Raw genomic sequence first — 18,742 nt, 5'->3', positions numbered from 1 at the left:
ATTCCGTGAGAAATATATGTAAATATTTCTTCGCCGGCGGGTGCGACTCAGTCGAGGGCGGCCGGGCCCTCGGTCACGAGAACGGCGAATTGGGCGGCATCGATGATGCGAATACCCAGCTCTTCCGCCTTGCCGAGCTTCGACCCGGCACCGGGGCCAGCTGCGACGAAGTCGGTCTTCTTCGACACGCTCGAGGCGGCCTTGCCTCCCGCGCTGATGATCGCTTCCTGCGCCCCTTCGCGGGTGAAACCCTCGAGGCTCCCCGTGGCGACGACCGTGAGGCCGGCGAGCACTCCCCCGGCGTCGGAGGCCGCGCCAGGGCCGGGGTGACCCGGAATCGAGAACCGCACGCCGGCATCCGTCCAGCGCTCGATGATCTCCACGTGCCAGGGAACCTGGAACCAGGCGAGCAGGGACTCCGCAATGATGCTGCCGACACCGTCGACCGCGGCGAGTTCCGCTTCCGAGGCCGCGCGGATGGCCTCCAGCGATCCGAAGTATGTTGCGAGCGCGCGAGCGGCGACCGGGCCGACGTGGCGGATGTTGAGCGCCACGAGCAGACGCCACAGCTCCTTCGTCTTCGCCTTCTCCAGCTCGCTGATGAGCTTGATCGCCGCGCTCGACAAGACGAAATCTTCGTCCCCGTCGAATTCTGCGGCGGGGTCGAACGCGGGGTCCGCGTCCTTGCCCTTCTTCCTGCGCTGGCGCTGGAACGGCGTCTCGATCCTCGGCGTTCCGTCATCATTCAACTTGATGTGCCCGTCTTCGTTGTCGCGCACGGTCACCCTGATCGGGAAGAGATCGCGACTGGTGAGCGCGAACAGGCCCGCCTCGGTGACGAGCGGCGGGTCGGCCGGGAAATCGGGCTGCGTGAGCGCCGCGGCACCCACCTCGCCGAGGCCTTCGATGTCGAGCGCGCCACGGCTGCCGATGTGCTCGACGCGACCACGCACCTGTGCAGGGCAGCTCTTCGCGTTCGGGCAGCGCAGGTCGATGTCGCCTTCCTTGGCCGGGGCGAGCGCCGTCCCGCACTCCGGGCAGTGGCTCGGCATGACGAACTCGCGCTCGGTGCCGTCGCGCAGTTCGACGACGGGTCCCAGCACCTCGGGGATGACGTCCCCCGCCTTGCGCAGCACGACCGTGTCGCCGATCAGCACGCCCTTCGCCTTGACGACGTCCTGGTTGTGCAACGTGGCCTGGCGCACCTCGCTGCCTGCCACTCGCACCTTCTCCATGACGGCGAAGGGGGTGACTCGCCCCGTGCGTCCGACACTCACCACGATGTCGAGCAGCTTCGTGTTCACCTGCTCCGGCGGGTACTTGTACGCGATGGCCCAGCGCGGGGCCCGGCTGGTGGCGCCGAGTTCTTCGTGCAGGGCCAGTTCATCCACCTTGATCACGATGCCGTCGATCTCGTGCTCGACGCTGGCCCGGTTCTCACCGAAGTGTCGGATGAACTCCGCCGCCTCCTTCGCCGTGCGTTTGACCTCGAAGTGGGTGCTCGTGGGCAGGCCCCAGCCGCTCAGCAGCGCATATACCTCGGACTGCGAGCTGACCGGCGGACCGTTCTGATCAGAAACGGGCCAGGCGCCGATACCGTGCACGAGCATGCTCAGTCGACCGAGGCGCTGGTACATGCGCTGCAGCTGCACCTCGGTTTTCTTTTCTTTCACCTGTCGCAGGCTTCCGGATGCCGCATTCCTGGCGTTCGCGAACACTCGCTCGCCCGCCGCCACCTGGTCGGCGTTGAGCTGGTCGAAGATGGCGGTCTCGAAGAACACCTCTCCGCGCACCTCGACGATGGGCGGGTGCCCCGTGCCTGCGAGCCTCGTCGGGATGCTCTTCACGTGCGCGATGTTCTCTGTGACGTCTTCGCCGACCACCCCGTCGCCACGGGTGGCGGCACTGACGAGCTGACCGTTCTCGTAGCGCAGGTTGATCGCGAGTCCGTCGATCTTGAGTTCGCACAGGTAGTCGATCCTGCGGCCGGAGCTGCGCTCGGTCTTGGCGGCCCACTCCTCGAATTCCTCGATCGAGAACACGTTGTCGAGACTCAGCATCCGCTCTGCGTGCCTGACGGGTGCGAACAGGGTTGAGTCGGCCCTGCCGCCGACCGTCTGGGTCGGGCTGTCCTGGCTCTGCAGTTCGGGGAACAGTCGCTCGAGTTGCTCGAGCCTGTGGATCATGAGGTCGTACTCCGCGTCGCTCACGAGCACCTCATCGCGCTCGTAGTACGCATCTCGAAGTTCGAGGATGCGCGAGGTCAGTTCCCCGGCCTCCGCGCCCGCCTGCTCAAGGGACAACCGTTCGGTGTCTGTGTCTGCCGCGCCACCCGTCGTTTCTGCCACGGGGCAAGTCTAGGCAGCACCGCCGACAGGACCTTTCATCATTCGGGAGGTGGTGGGACCAGAGTGGCCAAAGTCGACTGGACGGACCTCACCATCCACAGCAGCATCATCCGTCACACATCCTCCTGAATGATGAAAGGTACAGCGGAGAGAGGAACAGCCAGGGCCGATCAGGTGCCGACGGGGACCGCGCTGACGGTGGCGTCGATCGTGAACTGGCCGAGCACGCGGGTTCCGACGTAGATCACCGCGGTCTGGCCGGTGGAGACGCCGTTGATGGGGTTCTTCGGTGTGAGCACGAGCTCGCCGTCAATCAGCACGGCGGAAGCAGGCACCGGATCCGAGTGGGCGCGCACCTGCACGTGACAGTCGAACGGGATCTCAGGATTGACGGGAGGCTGGCCTGCCCAGCTGAACCGGCGTCCGGAGAGCTGCGCGAGATCGAGGGCCTCGCGCGGGCCGACAATGACCTCGTTGCTCGCTGGCTTAACTTCCAGCACGAATCGTGGGCGGCCATCCGGACTCGGAACGCCGAGGTTGAGCCCCTTGCGCTGGCCGATCGTGAATGCCGCGGCGCCCTCGTGGCTGCCGACGACCTCGCCGGAGCGATCGCGGATGACGCCCTTCTCCGCGCCGATGCGCTCGGCCAGCCATCCGCGGGTGTCGCCATCCGGAATGAAGCAGATGTCGTGGCTGTCCGGCTTGGTCGCGACGCTGAAGCCGCGAGCGGCGGCCTCCGCGCGCACCTCGGCTTTCGACGGCGTCGAGCCGAGCGGGAACATGCTGTGCGCGAGCTGCTCGGCGCTGAGCACACCGAGCACGTAGGACTGGTCCTTGGCCCAGTCGGCCGCACGGTGCAGCTCAGGGTTGCCGTCGGCATCCATCACGATGCTCGCGTAGTGCCCTGTGGCGACGGCGTCGAATCCGAGGTCGAGCGCCTTCTCGAGCAGGGCTGCGAACTTGATGCGCTCGTTGCAGCGCATGCACGGGTTCGGAGTCCGACCAGCGGAGTACTCGGCAATGAAGTCGTCCACGACGTCGAGCTTGAAGCGCTCGGAGAAGTCCCACACGTAGTACGGAATGCCGATGATGTTGGCCGCTCGCTGGGCATCCATCGAGTCCTCGATGGTGCAGCATCCGCGGCTCCCGGTGCGCAACGTGCCCGGCATGCGGCTGAGCGCCAGGTGCACGCCGACCACCTCGTGCCCCGCGTCGACGGCGCGCGCCGCGGCCACGGCAGAGTCGACCCCGCCACTCATCGCTGCCAAAACCTTCACCGGTCAAGTGTACGCGGGCCGCCCCGAGCCGCCGATTCATGCAGGTCAGGGATGCGGTGAGGGTCTTCTCCACTGCGCCGAAGCGAGCGTCGATCGTGTCGAGGCGTTCGAGGATCGCGGGGTCTTTTCGCGATCCCGCCGCCCAAATGAAGGAGTCAAGGGGCTTGGCGCGCAGCACTTCCCTATATTTCCGGGGGACCGCCAGCGCCGACGGCGACCAACTCCTTCATTTGGGCGGAGGAGAGACGGATGCGGGCGGGGAGCGGGCGGGGGCGGGGGCGGGCGGCGCGGTCAGCGGGCCACGTCGCGCGCGGCGTAGCCGGCGCGGAGGGCGCGCTCGTGAGCGGCGGGCAACGCGGCGAGGAAGGCATCGACATCGTCATCCGTCGTGGTGTGGCCGATCGTGATGCGCAGCGCGCCGAGCGCCTCGGATTCGTCGAGTCCCATGCCGATGAGCACGTGCGAGGCCTCGGGGATGCCCGCCTGGCAGGCCGAACCGGTGCTGACCGAGACGCCCGCGGCATCCAGCAGGAAGAGCAGTGAGTCGCCCTGGCAGCCGGGGAAGGTGAAGTGCACGTTGTTGTCGACGCGATCGACCGGGTCTCCGCGCAGCACAGCGGACGGCACCGCGGCACGCACCCCCGCGATGAGCCGGTCGCGCAGCGGCCGCAACGAGGTCGCGGGATGCTGCGCCGCCACACCGAACCCGATCGCGGCCGGCGCATCCTGGGTTCCGGAGCGCACGTCGCGCTGTTGCCCTCCCCCGTGGATGAGCGGCACGACGGATGCCCGGCGCGAGAGCACGAGCGCCCCGATGCCGAGCGGGCCGCCGATCTTGTGCGCGGAAACGCTGAGCGCCGCAAGGCCCGACGAAGCGAAGTCGATCGGCACGTGCTTGTACGCGGAGACCGCGTCCACGTGCACCGGTATGCCGTGAGCCTCTGCGAGCGCGACGACCTCCGCGACGGGTTGGATCGTTCCCACCTCGTTGTTCGCCCAGAGCAGGCTGACGAGTGCAACGTCATCCGGACGCTCCAGGGCCGCGGCGAGCGCATCGAGACGGATGCGCCCGAGCTCGTCGATCGGCAGCCACTCGATGACGGCACCCACGTAGTGCTCCAGCCACTCGACCGTGTCGACCGTGGCGTGGTGCTCCCCGCGCGGGACGAGGATGCGGGGGCGGGGTCTCGATACGGTCGCAGAGCGACCTACTCGACCAGCGGGCGCCGCACCATTGCGCGCCCAGTACAGCCCCTTGATCGCGAGGTTGACCGACTCCGTTCCTCCCGAGGTGAACACGACCTCGATCGGATCGCAGCCGAGCGAGTCCGCGACCTGCTCGCGGGCCTCCTCGAGCATCCGCTTCGCGTTCTGCCCCTGGCTGTGGATCGAGGACGGGTTGCCGACCAGGTCGAGTGCGTCGACGTAGGCCGCGCGCGCCTCCGGCAGCATGGGCGTGGTCGCGGCGTGGTCGAGATAGACGGCCATCGCATCCTCCCCGCGGGCCGTGACACCGACTGCTCGCTCGCAGTCATTACTCTAGAACGCATGCCTGATGCAGAGCCGTCCACCGCGACCGACCCCCTGCGCGATCTCGGGGTGCGTTCCACCGGCGACGGCGGGCAGATCCGCGTCTTCTCGGCCTCCGCAAGTTCGATGGAGCTGTGCCTGCTCAACGACAACGACTCCGACTGGGTCTCCGAGTCCGTGCCGCTGACGAAGGACGCCGACAACGTCTGGTCCGGCACGTCCCCGCAGCTGATCCCCGGAGCCCGATACTCGTTACGCGCCGATGGACCGGACGTCCCGACGAACCACTTCGACCCGACCATGCACCTGATCGACCCCTATGCGCGAGGTCTCGCCCGCACCGCGACGGGCGAGTGGCGTTCCTATGTACAGGACAACGATTTCGACTGGGCCGGGGTCGGCAAGCCGAACGTGCCGCTCGACCACACCGTCATCTACGAAGCGCACGCCAAGGGCATCTCGAAGCTCAACCCCGCGGTTCCGGAGGAGTTGCGCGGCACCTACGCCGGACTCGCCCACGACACGGCGATCGCGTACCTGAAAGATCTCGGCGTGACCGCGATCGAGCTGCTGCCCGTGCACCAGTTCGTGAGCGAACAGCGACTGATCAAGCAGGGGCTCAGCAACTACTGGGGCTACAACACGCTCAATTTCTTCACCCCGCACGCGGCCTACGCGTCGCGCTCGGCCCAGTTCGGCGGTACCGGTGCCGTGCTGCGCGAGTTCAAGGGCATGGTGCGGCTGCTGCACGACGCGGGCCTCGAGGTGATTCTCGATGTCGTTTTCAATCACACCTCGGAGGAGGGCATCGGCGGCCCGACGACGAGCCTGCGCGGCCTCGACAACGCGAGCTACTACCGGCAGGATGCCCAGGGCCACTACATCGACGTCACCGGATGCGGCAACACGGTCAATTTCGCGTCCCCGGTCGCGCAGCGGCTCGTGCTCGACTCCCTGCGCTACTGGGCGAACGAGGTGCAGGTCGACGGCTTCCGCTTCGACCTGGCCGTGACGCTCGGACGTGACGAGAACGTGGACTTCGACCCCGCGCATCCGCTGCTCGAGGCCATCGTGAACGACCCGCAGCTCGCGGGCGTGAAGATGATCGCCGAGCCCTGGGACGTCGGAGAGGGCGGCTGGCAGGTCGGCGGATTCCCGCGTGGGTGGTCGGAGTGGAACGACAACTATCGCGACCGCGCGCGCAGCTTCTGGCTCACCGACATCGCGGCGGCGCGGTCGACCGGGGCCGCGCCGATCGGGATCGGCCAGCTCGCGGCCAAGCTCTCCGGGTCATCCGGCACCTTCTCGCCCGAGCGTGGTCCGCTCGCGAGCGTCAACTTCATCACCGCGCACGACGGCTTCACCGCAGCGGATCTGGTCTCGTACAACCAGAAGCACAACCTGGGCAATGGCGAGAACAACCGTGACGGCACGGACAACAACAACTCGTTCAACTACGGCGTCGAAGGCCAGAGCCACGACCCCGGCATCATCGCATCCCGCGAGAAGGCGATCCGCAACCTGCTCGGCACGCTGCTGCTCTCGGCCGGCCTGCCGATGATCACGGCCGGCGACGAGTTCGGCCGCAGCCAGCGTGGCAACAACAACGCCTACTGCCACGACAGTGTGCTGACCTGGCTGCCGTGGGAGCGCGAGGACTGGCAGGACAACCTGCTCGCCGTGTCGAGAACGCTGCTGCGACTGCGGCGCGAGAACCCGGCGCTGAGACCGGTGAACTTCGGAGTCTCCGGCGAGAACGTGCCGTCTGCCAGCCAGATGGACTGGTTCAACAAGGACGGCGTCTCCATGTCGATCGAGGACTGGGACTCCCCTGCGGAGCGCACGCTTCAATATCTGGCGGCATCCACTCCGGAGTTCGAGGAGTTCAACCGCATCCTGCTGGTGGTGCACGGCCTCGAGTCCGACGAGACCGTCACGCTGCCACATCACGAGGGGGTCAGCGCGTACACCCTGCTCTGGAACAGCGCAGCGGATGATGCCTCGGCCGCCGAGCACGAGCCGGGCGCGAGGCTCGAGATCGCCGGCACCTCGATGCAGCTGTTCCGCGCACACTAGGGGCAGGCGCTCATGGCAAACGGCACACCGGCGACGGTCGCGCTCACGGCGGCGGGCATCCGCTTCGTCGCCCACTCCTACAAGCACGACCCCGCGAACCGCCACTTCGGCACGGAGGCGGCGAGCGCGCTCGGCCTCGAACCTGAGCGGGTTTTCAAGACCCTTGTGGCGGATGTCGATGGCCGCCTCGTCGTCGCCATCGTTCCGGTGACGGGAAGCCTCGATCTCGGTGCGCTGGCCGCCTCGCTCGGCGGCAAGCGAGCATCCATGGCCGATCCGGCGCTCGCGCAGCGCAAGACCGGCTACGTCGTGGGCGGCATCAGCCCGATCGGGCAGAAGACCACGCTCACGACCGTGCTCGACGAGACCGCGGAGCTCTTCGACACGGTGTTCGTCTCGGGCGGCAAGAGAGGCTTCGACATCGAGCTCGCTCCCGCCGACCTGGTCGCCGCGACCTCCGCGCTCCTCGCCCCCATCGCCCGCGACTAACCTCGTCGGCCTCCCGCGCCGCAGCACAGCGGATTGTTGGCGATTTCCGCCCTAAACTGCACGTCTTAAGGCGGAAATCGCCAACGATCCCCGGAACGAGGCCGGGACCCGGTCAGAGGGAGCGGAAGCCGGGACGCAGGTAGTCGAAGAGCACGCTCGTGTTGGTGTCGGAGACCTCCGGGCGCACGCTGAGGGTCCCCGCGACGAGATCGCGCAGCGCCACGGAGTTCTCGACGGCGACGTGCACGAGAAAGTCGCGATCCCCCGTGACGAAATAGATGCTCTCCACGCTCGGCAGCTGCGCGAGAAAGTCCCGGAACGCGGCGATCTTGGGGCGCGCGTGAGAGTGCAGACGGATGGAGATGAGCGCCTGCAGGCCGCGCCCGAGTGCGACGGGGTCGATGTCGGTGCGAAAACCGCGGATGATGCCCCGTTCGCGCAGGGATCGGATGCGCGCGAGGCAGGTCGAGGCCGCAATCCCGAGGTGCGCGGCGATCGCGTTGTTCGGCGTGCGCGCGTCGTCGGCGAGCACGCGCAGGATGCCGCGATCGATCTCGTCCAGACCCGACCGAATTTCATTCGGTTCAGTGCCGTGATCGCCGCGTGTGCTTGATGATGTGGCCATGCATCCGATCATATACAGAATTATCTACGGCATAATTGAGAATCTGCGGAATTATCTTCACAATGGAGTCGATTGACGGTCATCGTCGACCGCCGTGAGTTCCGGCCGCCCGGCCGAGGAGAAGAGAGCCAGCAGATGAGCGTCACAGCCCCACCGAAGTCCGCGATCGTCGTAGGGGCAGGGATGGTCGGGCTCGCCACGGCCTGGCACCTGCAGGAGCACGGCGTCGAAGTCACCGTTCTCGACAAGGCCGGAGTCGCCAGCGGCTCGTCCTGGGGCAACGCCGGATGGCTGACCCCCGGCATGGCGATGCCGTTGTCTGACCCCTCGGTCTGGAGCTACGGCCCCAAGGCGCTGCTCGATCCGAACGCTCCGCTGCACGTGCCGTTCCGCGTCGACCCGAAGCTGTGGAGCTTCCTCGCACGCTTCGTGAGCCGCGGCACCCAGCGCGCCTGGGACAAGACGATGGCCGCGCTGACCCCCATCGACAGGATCGCGCTCGAGTCGTTCGACGAGCTGACGGCCGGCGGCGTGGACTCCGTCACCCACGAGGGGCCGTTCGTGGTCGGGTTCGTGCGCGAGAAAGACAGCCGCGGCTTCGTGCACGAGCTGGAGAGCGTCGCAAAGCACGGGCAGAGCGTTCCACTGCACCGACTGGAGAACCCACGCGAGCTCGCACCCCAGCTCTCCGACGCGGTCTCGACGGTGTTCGCCCTCGAAGAGCAGCGCTTCATCGAGCCGGGCCCCTTCGTCGCTGCCCTCGGGCGCGCGGTCGTCGCCCGCGGTGCACGGCTGGACAGCGCGGCGAACGTCACGAACGTGAGGCCGGACGCCGGAGGCGTCGTCGCCGAGATCGCCGGCGGGGAGTCCGTGCGAGCGGACGTCGCCGTGCTCGCCACGGGCGCCTGGCTCCCGAAGCTGGCCAGGCCGCTCGGCCTGCGCACGCTCATCCAGGCCGGGCGAGGATATTCCTTCAGCGTTCCGACCGAGAAGCCCACGAAACATCCGGTGTACTTCCCGGTGGAGCGCATCGCCTGCACGCCCTACGAGGGGCGCTTCCGCATCGCGGGCACGATGGAGTTCCGCAGGCCCGACGAGCCGTTCCAGCGCCGCCGCGTCGACGCCATCCTCTCGACCGTGCGGCCACTGTTCACCGGCATGGACCTGGATGACCGCAAGGACGAGTGGGTGGGCTCGCGTCCGGTGACCCCGGACGGCCTGCCCGTCGTCGGTGCCAGCGCCGCGCCCGGCATCTACATGGCAGGCGGACACGGGATGTGGGGCATCGTTCTCGGGCCCGCCACCGGCAAGCTGCTCGCCCATCAGATCGTCACCGGCGAGGTTCCTGCGGAGCTCGCACCGTTCGACCCGTTACGCTGAGTCGTGCCTCGCTCGAGCCTGTTCCCCTCCGCTGACGGCCCTCGCGCGGTCATCGACCTCGATGCCATCCGCCACAACGTCGGGGTTCTGATTCGTGCGGCGGCGCCGGCGAAGGTCATGGTCGTGGTCAAGGCCGACGGCTATGGCCACGGCGCGGCGGCCGTCGCGAGAGCGGCGCTCGAGGCCGGAGCGGCCGAGCTCGGCGTCGCCACGGTCCCGGAGGCGCTCGCGCTGCGGGCCGCGGGTGTGACCGCGCCCGTGCTCGCCTGGCTGCACACGCCATCCACCGACTTCGAGAGCGCACTGGATGCCGACGTCACGCTCGGCGTCTCGTCCGTCGACCAGCTCGCGGCCATCCGCACCGCGGCGCGGGCCCTCGGTGTGCAGGCCAGGATCGACCTCAAGATCGACACCGGCCTGAATCGCAACGGCTGCGCCGCGAGCGACTGGCCTGCCTTCTTCGCGGAGGCGGCGCGAGCCGTCGCGACGGGCGAAGTGTCCGTGCGCGGCATCTTCTCCCATCTCGCCTGCGCGGATGACCCGGCGAGCCCGGTGACCGAGCGACAGGTACTGAAATTCCTCGAGGGCATCGCTGCCCTCGAAGCACACGGCATCACCCCGAGGGTGCGTCACCTGGCCAACTCGGCCGCGACGCTCACGCGGCCGGACACCCACTTCGACCTGGTGCGCGCGGGCATCGCGAGCTATGGCCTCTCCCCCGTCGATGGGCAGGACTTCGGGCTCACGCCGGCGCTCTCCCTCGTCGCACCGGTCGCCCTCACCAAGCGGGTTGCCGCGGGCGAGGGCGTGTCATACGGCCACACCTGGACCGCGCCACACGACACGACGGTCGCGCTCATCCCGCTCGGCTATGCGGACGGCATCCCGCGCTTGCTCTCGGGGCGCTTCGACGTCGCGATCGGCGGCAGGCGCTACCCCGCGATCGGGCGGGTGTGCATGGACCAGTTCCTCGTCGATCTCGGTGACGAGTCGTCCGTGGAGGTGGGAGACGACGCCACGATCATCGGCGCGGGCACGGACGGGCTCACGGAGTGGGCGCAGCGGCTCGGCACGATCCACTACGAACTGGCCACGAGCATCCGCGGGCGCGTCGAGCGCGTCTACACCGGCGTGTAACCCGGAGCCCCGCCACACCGGGCAACGACCAGCGGACTCAGTGCGCGAGGACGATGAGCCCGAGTTCCGCGGGCGAGGCGAGCAGCGGATGCTTCGGCACGACACGCACGTTGTAGCCGAAGCCACCAGCGCGGTCGAGCGTCACGCTGCCGCCGAACTGCACCGCCCCCGCGTCATCCGCGCGATCGGACTGGTTCCGCGTGGCCGCGACCGTCTGCCCGGAGACCATCTCGAGCTCGGTGTACTGCGGGTCGATGAGCTCGTCGCCCGAGCCGGTGCGCCCGTGCGCGACCTGCACCAACACGTCATCGGGGCCCAGGCCGTCGAGGTTCACGTACGCCCGCACGTGGAGGGTGTCGCCGAGCTGCGGTGCAGCATCCACCCCGCCGGATTCGACGTGGGGAACGGAGACGCGAGGCCAGGCCTCGATCACGCGCGCCTTCCACGCTGCGAGATCGCGCGCACCCGCGTAGGAGTCCGCAGCGACGGCGCGCTCGGAGTGCGCAGCGGGCACGTAGAGCCGTTCCACGTACTCCCGCACCATCCGGTCGGCGGAGAGCTCCGGCGAGAGCGTCGACAGGGTGTGCCTGATCGACTCGACCCAGCGCGTGGGCACCCCGTCGCTGCCGCGGTCGTAGTAGCGCGGCGCGATCTGGTGCTCGATGAGGTCGTACATCGACTCTGCCTCGAGCTTGTCGCGCTCGGCGGCGTCACCGGCCGAGTCAGCGCTGGGGATCGCCCAGCCGTTCTCCTCGTCGTAGAGCTCGGCCCACCATCCGTCGAGGATCGAGAGATTGAGCGAGCCGTTGAGCGCCGCCTTCATGCCAGAGGTGCCGCAGGCCTCGAGCGGCCGAAGCGGGTTGTTGAGCCAGACGTCGGTGCCCGGGTAGAGCTGCTGCGCCATCGCGATGTCGTAGTTGGGCAGGAACACCATGCGGGTGCGGATGTCCGGGTCCTGCGAGAATTCGACGAGCTGCTGGATGAGACGCTTGCCCTCGTCGTCCGCGGGGTGGGACTTGCCCGCCACCACGATCTGCACCGGATGCTCCTTCGACAGCAGGATCGAGCGCAGCCGTTCCGGATCGTGCAGCATGAGCGTGAGGCGCTTGTAGGTGGGAACGCGCCGGGCGAACCCGATCGTGAGCACGTTCGGGTCGAGCAGCTCCGAGTACCAGGCCGGGGCGGCGATGCCCGGGTTCTGCTCTGCCCAGGCGGCGGTGACCCTGCGGCGTGCATCGACGACGAGACGTTCCCGCATGCCCGTGCGGACATCCCACAGCTCGCGGTCGCTCACCGCCGCAGATCTCCAGTCCGCGTGTGCCGGGGTATCTGCGCCGAGCGTGGACGCCGCGAGCGCGTAGAGGCTCGGGTCGGTCCAGGTGGGCGAGTGCACCCCGTTGGTCACCGAGGTGATCGGTACCTCATCCGACTCGAAGCCCGGCCAGAGTGCGCCGAACATGTGGCGGGAGACCTTCCCGTGCAGCTTCGAGACGCCGTTGGCCCTCTGCCCCAGGCGCAGGCCCATGACGGCCATGTTGAAGGTGTCGGGCGTTCCGCCCTCGTAGTTCTCCGCGCCGAGCGCGAGCACCTCGTCGGCGGTGACGGCGGGCAGCAGTTCCGTGGAGAAGTAGCGCTCGATGAGTCCGCTCTCGAAGCGGTCGATGCCCGCGGGGACGGGAGTGTGGGTGGTGAACACGGTGCCGGCGCGAACGACCTCCAGCGCCTCCGCGAAGGAGAGCCCAGCGCCCACCAGGTCACTGATGCGCTCGAGGCCGAGAAATCCCGCGTGGCCCTCGTTGGTGTGGAACACCTCGGGCATCTCCGCATCGCTGAGCTCGGCGAGCAGCTTGAGCGCTCGCACTCCTCCGATGCCGAGCAGGAGTTCCTGCAGCAGTCGGTGCTCTCCGCCACCGCCGTAGAGCCGGTCGGTGACCGTGCGCAGGGACTCGTCGTTCTCGGGGATGTCGGTGTCCAGCAGCAGAAGGCGGATGCGGCCGACCGCGACCTGCCACACCCTCGCGTACAGGGTGCGGTCATCCGGAAGCGCGAGCACGACCTGTGCCGCGGTGCCGTCGGGGTGGCGCAGCACGGTCAGCGGCAGGCCGTCGGGGTCGAGCACCGGGTAATCCTCTTCCTGCCAGCCGTCCGGCGAGATGGACTGCGCAAAATAGCCCGAGCGATAGAACAGGCCGACACCGATGATCGGCACGCCGAGGTCCGAGGCGCTCTTCAGGTGGTCGCCGGCGAGGATGCCGAGACCGCCGGAGTACTGCGGCAGCGCTGCGGCGATGCCGAACTCCGGCGAGAAGTATCCGATCGAGCGCGGTGTTCCCTCCGGAAGCGACTGGTACCAGCGCGGCTCGCGCAGGTAGGCGTGCAGGTCGTCGAGCAGGCTGTTCGTCGCCTGCACGAAGTCTTCGTCGTCCGCGAGCTCCTGGAGCCTGCCATTGTCGATCTCGCCGAGCAGGGCGATCGGATCGCGCCCAACCGCGTCCCACGCCTCGGGCGAGATCCGCTCGAACAACTCGCGCGTCGGGGTGTGCCACGACCATCTGAGATTCGTCGCCAGCTCCGCCAAGGCGGACAGGGACTCCGGGAGCACGGTACGAACGGTAAATCGACGTATGGCTTTCACGGTCATCCAGCCTAGGCGCTCCCTCTGAATGCCGCAGGGGTCCCCATCCGGCCCAAAGGCGGCTACCCTCTCCGTTATGACCGGGATCGAGGGCTGCGAGATACCCCCGCGCGACGAGACACTGGGCGAGACGGCTCTGCTGATGCGCATCCAGTCCGCCGTGATCGGCGACGACCGCCTGATGGACGGCCCGTACGGCCAGAAGCCCGTGACCTACGCCGACTACACGGCAAGCGGCCGCGCGCTCGGTTTCATCGAGGATTTCATTCGCGACGAGGTGCTCCCCCGCTACGCGAACACCCATTCCGAGAGCAGCGGAACGGGCCTGCAGACCACGAGGCTGCGCGAGGATGCCCGCGCAACCATCAAGGCGGCCGTCGGCGGCGATGACGACACCAAGGTCATCTTCACCGGCAGCGGATCGACCGCGGCCATCGACAAGATCGTCGGGATCCTGGGGCTGCGGATCCCGCGCGAGCTCGATCTCGCACACGGGCTCAGGGCGCGGATCCCCGCGGACGAGCGGCCCGTGGTGTTCATCGGACCGTTCGAGCACCACAGCAACGAACTCCCCTGGCGGGAGTCGATCGCGGATGTCGTGACGATTCACGAGGACGCAGACGGCCAGATCGACCGGGCCCAGCTCGACGCCGAGTTGCTGAAGTACGCCGACCGCCCGCTGAAGATCGGATCGTTCAGCGCGGCGAGCAACGTCACGGGAATCATCAGTGACACCCACGCCATCACCCGGCTGCTGCACGAGCACGGAGCGCTGGCGTTCTGGGACTTCGCGGCGGCCGCACCGTATGTCGACGTGGAGATGAACCCCCGCGGGCGAGACGGCAAGCCCGCCGACCCGGCCGAACGCAAGGACGCGATCTTCCTCTCACCCCACAAGTTCATCGGCGGCCCTGGCACGCCCGGCGTGCTCATCGTCAGCAGCGCGCTCCTGACCAACGCCGTGCCCGACGCGGTGGGCGGCGGCACGGTGAGCTACGTGAACACCGAAGACCACCGTTACATCGCGCATCCAGAGCACCGAGAGGAGGCGGGCACTCCGGCGATCATCGAGTCGATCAGGGCCGGGTTGGTCTTCGCCCTCAAAGAGGCCGTGGGTGTTGACGCGATCCAGGCGCGCGAGCACGACTTCCTGCGCCGCGCCGTGGCGGTGTGGAACGCGCATCCGGCCATCGAGGTGCTCGGCAACACGGAGGCGGAGCGGCTCTCGATCGTCTCCTTCGTGATCAAGCGCCCCGACGGCACCTTCCTGCACCACAACGCTGTCGTCGCAATTCTGAACGACCTGTTCGGCATCCAGAGCAGGGGCGGATGCTCGTGCGCCGGCCCCTACGGGCACCGGCTTCTCGGCATCGACCTCGAGCGTTCTCGCGAGTTCGAGCAGGAGGTGCTGGGCGGCTGTGAGGGCATCAAGCCGGGCTGGGTGCGGGTGAACTTCAACTACTTCATCAGCGAAGAGGCGTTCCGCTACATTCTCGATGCGGTCGTGCTCGTGGCAGAGCACGGCTGGAAGCTGCTGCCCGACTACCGTTTCGAGCTGGCATCCGGCCTCTGGCGGCACCGCAACGGGCCGGTCGAGCCCCCGCTCAGGCTCAGCCAGGTCGGCTACGACGCCGACGGGGCGCTGACCTTCCCGCGCCAGGACGACGTGGCCCCGGCATCCGCCCGCCAGGACGCGCTCGCCTACGCCCGCGCCCTGTTCGACACCCCGCCGCGGCCCGCGCAGCAGAACTCACCGACCGTCACCCTCGACGAAAGCGTCGAGCACCTGCGCTGGTTCGAGCTGCCCGCGGAGTGCCTTGCTCCCTGACGCTGGTCAGTGCTTCACTTTGCCGTGCCGCAGGGTTCATTGGTCTGGCTTCCGTCCGGGTGCAGCCACGTTGTTTCGGATAGCCCGTGCGCGCCTAAAAGGAATTCTCCCGAGATTCCGTCTTCGGCCCTGACGGCGTTCAACGTCACAGTGATGTCCGAACCCGCGCTCATCGACGGATCTCCAAGGAGCATCCCGGAACGCCCCGAGATCCCCTGAGAGGGCCTAAGGAAGGTGCCTTCGCTTAGGTGTGCAGAACCTCGCTCGGTCCAGAAGCGATGCCACGGAACTTTTTCACCTTCGTTCCGTTCGGACGCGAAACCATCGATGACATCGATGGACTGGCATACGGCGACCAGGAGATGCGCACCATCGCGCTGGATGGACATCGGTCCCCAGAAGATGGTGTTATCGCAACCAGTCAAACTAATCGCGGAGGCACCCAAAACAAGGACGACACCTATTGCCTTACTCTCGGTCACTACCAATCGCACGCGAGATACCCCCCGACCGGCCCGGCTTGTCGTTCAAGAGGATTCAGGCATCCACCGCCACCGCTCTGGTTATTCCCGGTAACGATTGAGGCCAAGTGCTGGCATGATCATCATCCTTCGCGGAATCAGACCCTCCACACAACCCGGGGCGATTCATATTGCAAAGGAATGATCGTTTGCCCCAATTGGGTCACGGAAACGCGCAAGCAGCGATGAATGAACCAGGAGAACTTGTGACTACAACGAGACACCATCAGTTACTGCGCGAACTGGACGCAATCGTTCGGAAGAGTTGGGCCGAAGAGGCGCTCTATTCCTGCCTATCCCGCTTGATCGTCGGCAGCCTGACTGAAGGAAAATACGTCGACGTCATTGACGCTTGGGTCGGCCCTGGCGACCAAATAAGTGTTGTCTACATTGCACCATGGGGCAGTGAGACCATTGGGCTCCGGCGGCACAGAGGGACACCAGCGCGAACAACTTATCCAGACGGCGTGAGCATCGACGGCATGAGCGCCCGCGCCTTTGGCGAAAACGTGGCGGATTGGGACATCGGTGAGCCGATTGGTCCGTCGGATGACCGGTGGTGGCATGATTCCCACAGCGTGGCATGGTGGGGCGATTTCGGGACCTTTGAGCCGAGCGCGTGAGCGAGGTTGGACCGCATTGGTCCGAAGATTGATCCGACTATTGTTCAAGGCTTGATCAGGTGGCAATATACGAGTCTGAGGAACGTTATCGAGATCGTCGAAGGCATTGGACAACGAAAATGGGCAAACCGGGTCGCGAGGAGGTTTTCTCGGTGACCCCGTCTCAGCTCGGGATTATTTTCGGTACCCGACTTGGTCTGCTTGTCTGTGCAATCGTGCTCTTCACCGTTGGGGCAACTGTCCCGATTGGCGTCGGCCAGTATCTGGTGCTCGTCTCCTTTCTCGTTGCTGCCCTGTATCTCTACGTTTATTTCCGCACTCGCTCTCGTCTCAAGAGAAGTCTCTCGAACGCTCGTGGGCGAGATCCTCGTAGATACGCGGAAGACCAGTGAGATCTCTACGTGCGCGATTCCTATGGGCCGCTGCAGCCTTGGTTTTAGCCCTACTGAGTACCAGCCGAATAGTTGCCGACCTCCAGCGCGCGGCCAGAAGTTCAGACCCGGCGGCATTCGGAGGTCGAGTGCAGTTCTACGTCACCGTCATGTCGATCTGCGTTATCGTGCTCCTGCTCTCATCGCTCGTTTTTCTTCCTGGGGCTATGCGGTTGAAGGCTCTCCGAGCTTCCAACATTGGAGTTCGCTCAGGCACAGCTCGCTGGAATGCGTCGTTCAGCTCTCGGCTGCGTGCATCTGGCTTCGTCGATTCTTATAGCCGCAATGGTCGCGACTTCACCTTCGCATATACGGCGGATAGCTCCGGATTGGGCTTTTGGCGCGGTGTCCTCCGGCCGGAGCGGTTTGGTCACATTGATTGGTCAGCGATTCGTGCCATCCATCTCGGTGTGATCGACAATTCACTGCGACCGATGGGCGCACTCTGTGTCGAATTGTGGGAGTCACCCGAATCATTGAGTTTTGCGGTGACGGGTAAACGCTCGGTCGCGACTCTTCGGGCCGGAAGTGCCGAATTGAAGACCTTGGTAAGCCAATTGGAGCAGGATCGGTTGGCTGCTGTAGGGGAGCACAAATAAGACGCTGAATCGGCCTGACTTTTGTTCCGTTCTTCAAGTAAGGATGGAACACGGTGAACAGGACATATTCACTGGAGATGCGTGGGCGGGCGCTGCGGATGCTTGCGGAGGCTCGGCCGGAGCGCCCGACGATGATGAGCGCGATCCGTCACGTTGCCGGACTACTCGGGATGAGCCCCTAAACGCTGAGGCTGTGGCAGCGCCGCTATGAGGTCGACGCCGGGCTGAAGCCCGGGGTCACCACCGATGCCGCCGCGGAGATCAAGCGGTTGCAGAAGGAGATCGCCGAGCTGCGCAAGGCGAACGAGATCCTCAAGGCTGCGAGCGTGTTGTTCGCGAAGGAGCTCGACCTCCCCTGACCGAGATGATCCGGTTCATCAATGAACACCGGGGTCGTTTCGGGGTCGAGCTCATCTGCCGCGTCCTCCTACCGGCAGTTCAGGGGTTCCTCACCTCGCGCGGCTATCGCGCCGCGGTGATTCGGGCGCCGTCGGCCAGACAGTTGCGGGATGACCGGCTGGTGCCGGAGATAGCACGGCTGCATGCGGAGAACTACGGCGTTTATGGGCGCCGGAAAATGCACGCCCTGATGCGTCGGCAGGGCTGGGAAATCGGCCGGGACCAGACAGAACGGCTGATGCGTCTGGCCGGGGTTCGCGGGGTGAAGAAGTCCAAACGCGTGTTCACCACGAAGATCGACAAGGCCCTGTCCTTGCCTTCGGATCTCGTGAATCGCCGATTCCGGGCCGACGCTCCGCGGCGGCTATGGGTCTGCGACGTGACTTATGTCGCGACCTGGTCTGGGTTCGCCTACGTGGCCTTCGTCACCGACGTCCCCTCGCGCCCGATCGTGGGCTGGAACGTCACTGCGGCACTCAAAGCGGAGATCTTGCCGTTGCAGGCGCTGGACATGGTCGCCTGGGACGCCGGCGGAGGCCTGGCCGGGCTGACCCATCACTCGGATCACGGCTCGAACTATATGGCGATGGTCTACACCGACCGAATCATCGAGCTCGGCGCAGTGCCCTCTACCGGAACAGTCGGCGACTCGTTTGATAACGCCCTCGCCGAGGCGATCAACAACCTCTACAAGACCGAACTGATCCGTCAACAAGGCCCCTGGAGAACCGTCGAGCAGGTCGAAGGGACTGCTGAGGGTTTCGGTTACTCGTATTCTTAGGCCGCGTTTGCGGTCGTTGTGGTCATGATGGTCTCGAACTCGATGGGTGTCAAACGGCCGAGG

At 66.6% G+C, this 18,742-nt stretch carries 15 protein-coding genes; 9 read left to right on the top strand and 6 right to left on the bottom strand.

Translation table 11 applies throughout. From position 1 onward, the window contains the following. Window positions 1-47: 47 nt before the first annotated feature. The 3 genes from ligA to ABUA28_RS04295 form a co-directional block, all read right to left on the bottom strand. Window positions 48-2,348 carry an NAD-dependent DNA ligase LigA gene (ligA, locus tag ABUA28_RS04305; protein WP_349902716.1) on the bottom strand — a complete coding sequence of 767 codons (2,301 nt, stop codon included), beginning with the start codon at window positions 2,346-2,348 and terminating at the stop codon, window positions 48-50. A gap of 170 nt (window positions 2,349-2,518) precedes the next feature. After that, window positions 2,519-3,625: a tRNA 2-thiouridine(34) synthase MnmA gene (gene mnmA / locus ABUA28_RS04300; protein ID WP_349902715.1), complete on the bottom strand. Its 1,107-nt coding sequence runs from the start codon at window positions 3,623-3,625 to the stop codon at window positions 2,519-2,521. 291 nt (window positions 3,626-3,916) lie between these two features. Next, entirely contained in the window at window positions 3,917-5,113 is a 1,197-nt protein-coding gene (locus ABUA28_RS04295) for a cysteine desulfurase family protein (protein WP_349902714.1), read from the bottom strand. A 60-nt stretch (window positions 5,114-5,173) separates the two neighbouring features. Here ABUA28_RS04295 and glgX point away from each other — a divergent pair, with 60 nt between their 5' ends. Together glgX and ybaK are read left to right on the top strand one after the other, a co-directional pair. Then, entirely contained in the window at window positions 5,174-7,231 is a 2,058-nt protein-coding gene (glgX, locus tag ABUA28_RS04290; RefSeq protein ID WP_349902713.1) for a glycogen debranching protein GlgX, read from the top strand. 12 nt (window positions 7,232-7,243) lie between these two features. After that, complete coding sequence (ybaK, locus tag ABUA28_RS04285) at window positions 7,244-7,720, top strand: Cys-tRNA(Pro) deacylase (RefSeq protein ID WP_349902712.1); 477 nt, start codon at window positions 7,244-7,246, stop codon at window positions 7,718-7,720. 112 nt (window positions 7,721-7,832) lie between these two features. Here ybaK and ABUA28_RS04280 read toward each other — a convergent pair whose 3' ends face one another. Next, window positions 7,833-8,345, bottom strand: a complete 513-nt coding sequence (locus ABUA28_RS04280) for an Lrp/AsnC family transcriptional regulator (protein WP_349902711.1) — start codon at window positions 8,343-8,345, stop codon at window positions 7,833-7,835. A gap of 135 nt (window positions 8,346-8,480) precedes the next feature. Here ABUA28_RS04280 and ABUA28_RS04275 point away from each other — a divergent pair, with 135 nt between their 5' ends. Beyond that, complete coding sequence (locus tag ABUA28_RS04275; RefSeq protein WP_349902710.1) at window positions 8,481-9,725, top strand: NAD(P)/FAD-dependent oxidoreductase; 1,245 nt, start codon at window positions 8,481-8,483, stop codon at window positions 9,723-9,725. Window positions 9,726-9,728: 3 nt separating this feature from the next. Next, entirely contained in the window at window positions 9,729-10,862 is a 1,134-nt protein-coding gene (gene alr, locus ABUA28_RS04270) for an alanine racemase (protein ID WP_349902709.1), read from the top strand. Window positions 10,863-10,899: 37 nt separating this feature from the next. Here alr and glgP read toward each other — a convergent pair whose 3' ends face one another. After that, window positions 10,900-13,497, bottom strand: coding sequence for an alpha-glucan family phosphorylase (gene glgP / locus ABUA28_RS04265; protein WP_349902708.1), 2,598 nt, complete (start codon window positions 13,495-13,497; stop codon window positions 10,900-10,902). A 76-nt stretch (window positions 13,498-13,573) separates the two neighbouring features. On the opposite strand from glgP, the gene ABUA28_RS04260 reads away from it, so the two are divergent. Beyond that, a complete protein-coding gene (locus tag ABUA28_RS04260) occupies window positions 13,574-15,325 on the top strand; it encodes an aminotransferase class V-fold PLP-dependent enzyme (protein WP_349902707.1) in 1,752 nt (583 codons plus the stop codon). A gap of 14 nt (window positions 15,326-15,339) precedes the next feature. Here ABUA28_RS04260 and ABUA28_RS04255 read toward each other — a convergent pair whose 3' ends face one another. After that, window positions 15,340-15,807: a hypothetical protein gene (locus tag ABUA28_RS04255; RefSeq protein WP_349902706.1), complete on the bottom strand. Its 468-nt coding sequence runs from the start codon at window positions 15,805-15,807 to the stop codon at window positions 15,340-15,342. A gap of 506 nt (window positions 15,808-16,313) precedes the next feature. On the opposite strand from ABUA28_RS04255, the gene ABUA28_RS04250 reads away from it, so the two are divergent. From ABUA28_RS04250 to ABUA28_RS04235, 4 genes are all read left to right on the top strand, one after another. Then, on the top strand, window positions 16,314-16,469 hold the full coding sequence (locus ABUA28_RS04250) for a hypothetical protein (RefSeq protein WP_349902705.1): 156 nt from the start codon (window positions 16,314-16,316) through the stop codon (window positions 16,467-16,469). 520 nt (window positions 16,470-16,989) lie between these two features. Further along, the gene (locus ABUA28_RS04245) at window positions 16,990-17,499 is read left to right on the top strand and encodes a hypothetical protein (RefSeq protein WP_349902704.1); all 510 of its coding nucleotides are present in this window, start codon (window positions 16,990-16,992) and stop codon (window positions 17,497-17,499) included. A gap of 53 nt (window positions 17,500-17,552) precedes the next feature. Then, entirely contained in the window at window positions 17,553-17,681 is a 129-nt protein-coding gene (locus ABUA28_RS04240; RefSeq protein ID WP_349902703.1) for a hypothetical protein, read from the top strand. A 182-nt stretch (window positions 17,682-17,863) separates the two neighbouring features. Next, the gene (locus tag ABUA28_RS04235) at window positions 17,864-18,679 is read left to right on the top strand and encodes an IS3 family transposase (RefSeq protein WP_349902702.1); all 816 of its coding nucleotides are present in this window, start codon (window positions 17,864-17,866) and stop codon (window positions 18,677-18,679) included. The last annotated feature ends 63 nt before the right edge of the window (window positions 18,680-18,742 follow it).

This window comes from Parafrigoribacterium humi (assembly GCF_040227205.1).
In the GTDB taxonomy this organism is placed as follows: Bacteria; Actinomycetota; Actinomycetes; order Actinomycetales; family Microbacteriaceae; genus Parafrigoribacterium_A; species Parafrigoribacterium_A humi.
The sequence above is the reverse complement of the archived record's forward strand: the minus strand, read 5'-3'. Positions and strand labels throughout refer to the sequence as shown.

What these genes read in the sequence shown, in the direction of transcription:
- ABUA28_RS04295 (WP_349902714.1), bottom strand. Translation starts at nt 5,113, where the DNA reads ATGGCCGTCTATCTCGACCACGCCGCGACCACGCCCATGCTGCCGGAG.
- glgX (WP_349902713.1), top strand. Translation starts at nt 5,174, where the DNA reads ATGCCTGATGCAGAGCCGTCCACCGCGACCGACCCCCTGCGCGATCTC.
- ybaK (WP_349902712.1), top strand. Translation starts at nt 7,244, where the DNA reads ATGGCAAACGGCACACCGGCGACGGTCGCGCTCACGGCGGCGGGCATC.
- ABUA28_RS04280 (WP_349902711.1), bottom strand. Translation starts at nt 8,345, where the DNA reads ATGGCCACATCATCAAGCACACGCGGCGATCACGGCACTGAACCGAAT.
- ABUA28_RS04275 (WP_349902710.1), top strand. Translation starts at nt 8,481, where the DNA reads ATGAGCGTCACAGCCCCACCGAAGTCCGCGATCGTCGTAGGGGCAGGG.
- ABUA28_RS04260 (WP_349902707.1), top strand. Translation starts at nt 13,574, where the DNA reads ATGACCGGGATCGAGGGCTGCGAGATACCCCCGCGCGACGAGACACTG.
- ABUA28_RS04235 (WP_349902702.1), top strand. Translation starts at nt 17,864, where the DNA reads ATGATCCGGTTCATCAATGAACACCGGGGTCGTTTCGGGGTCGAGCTC.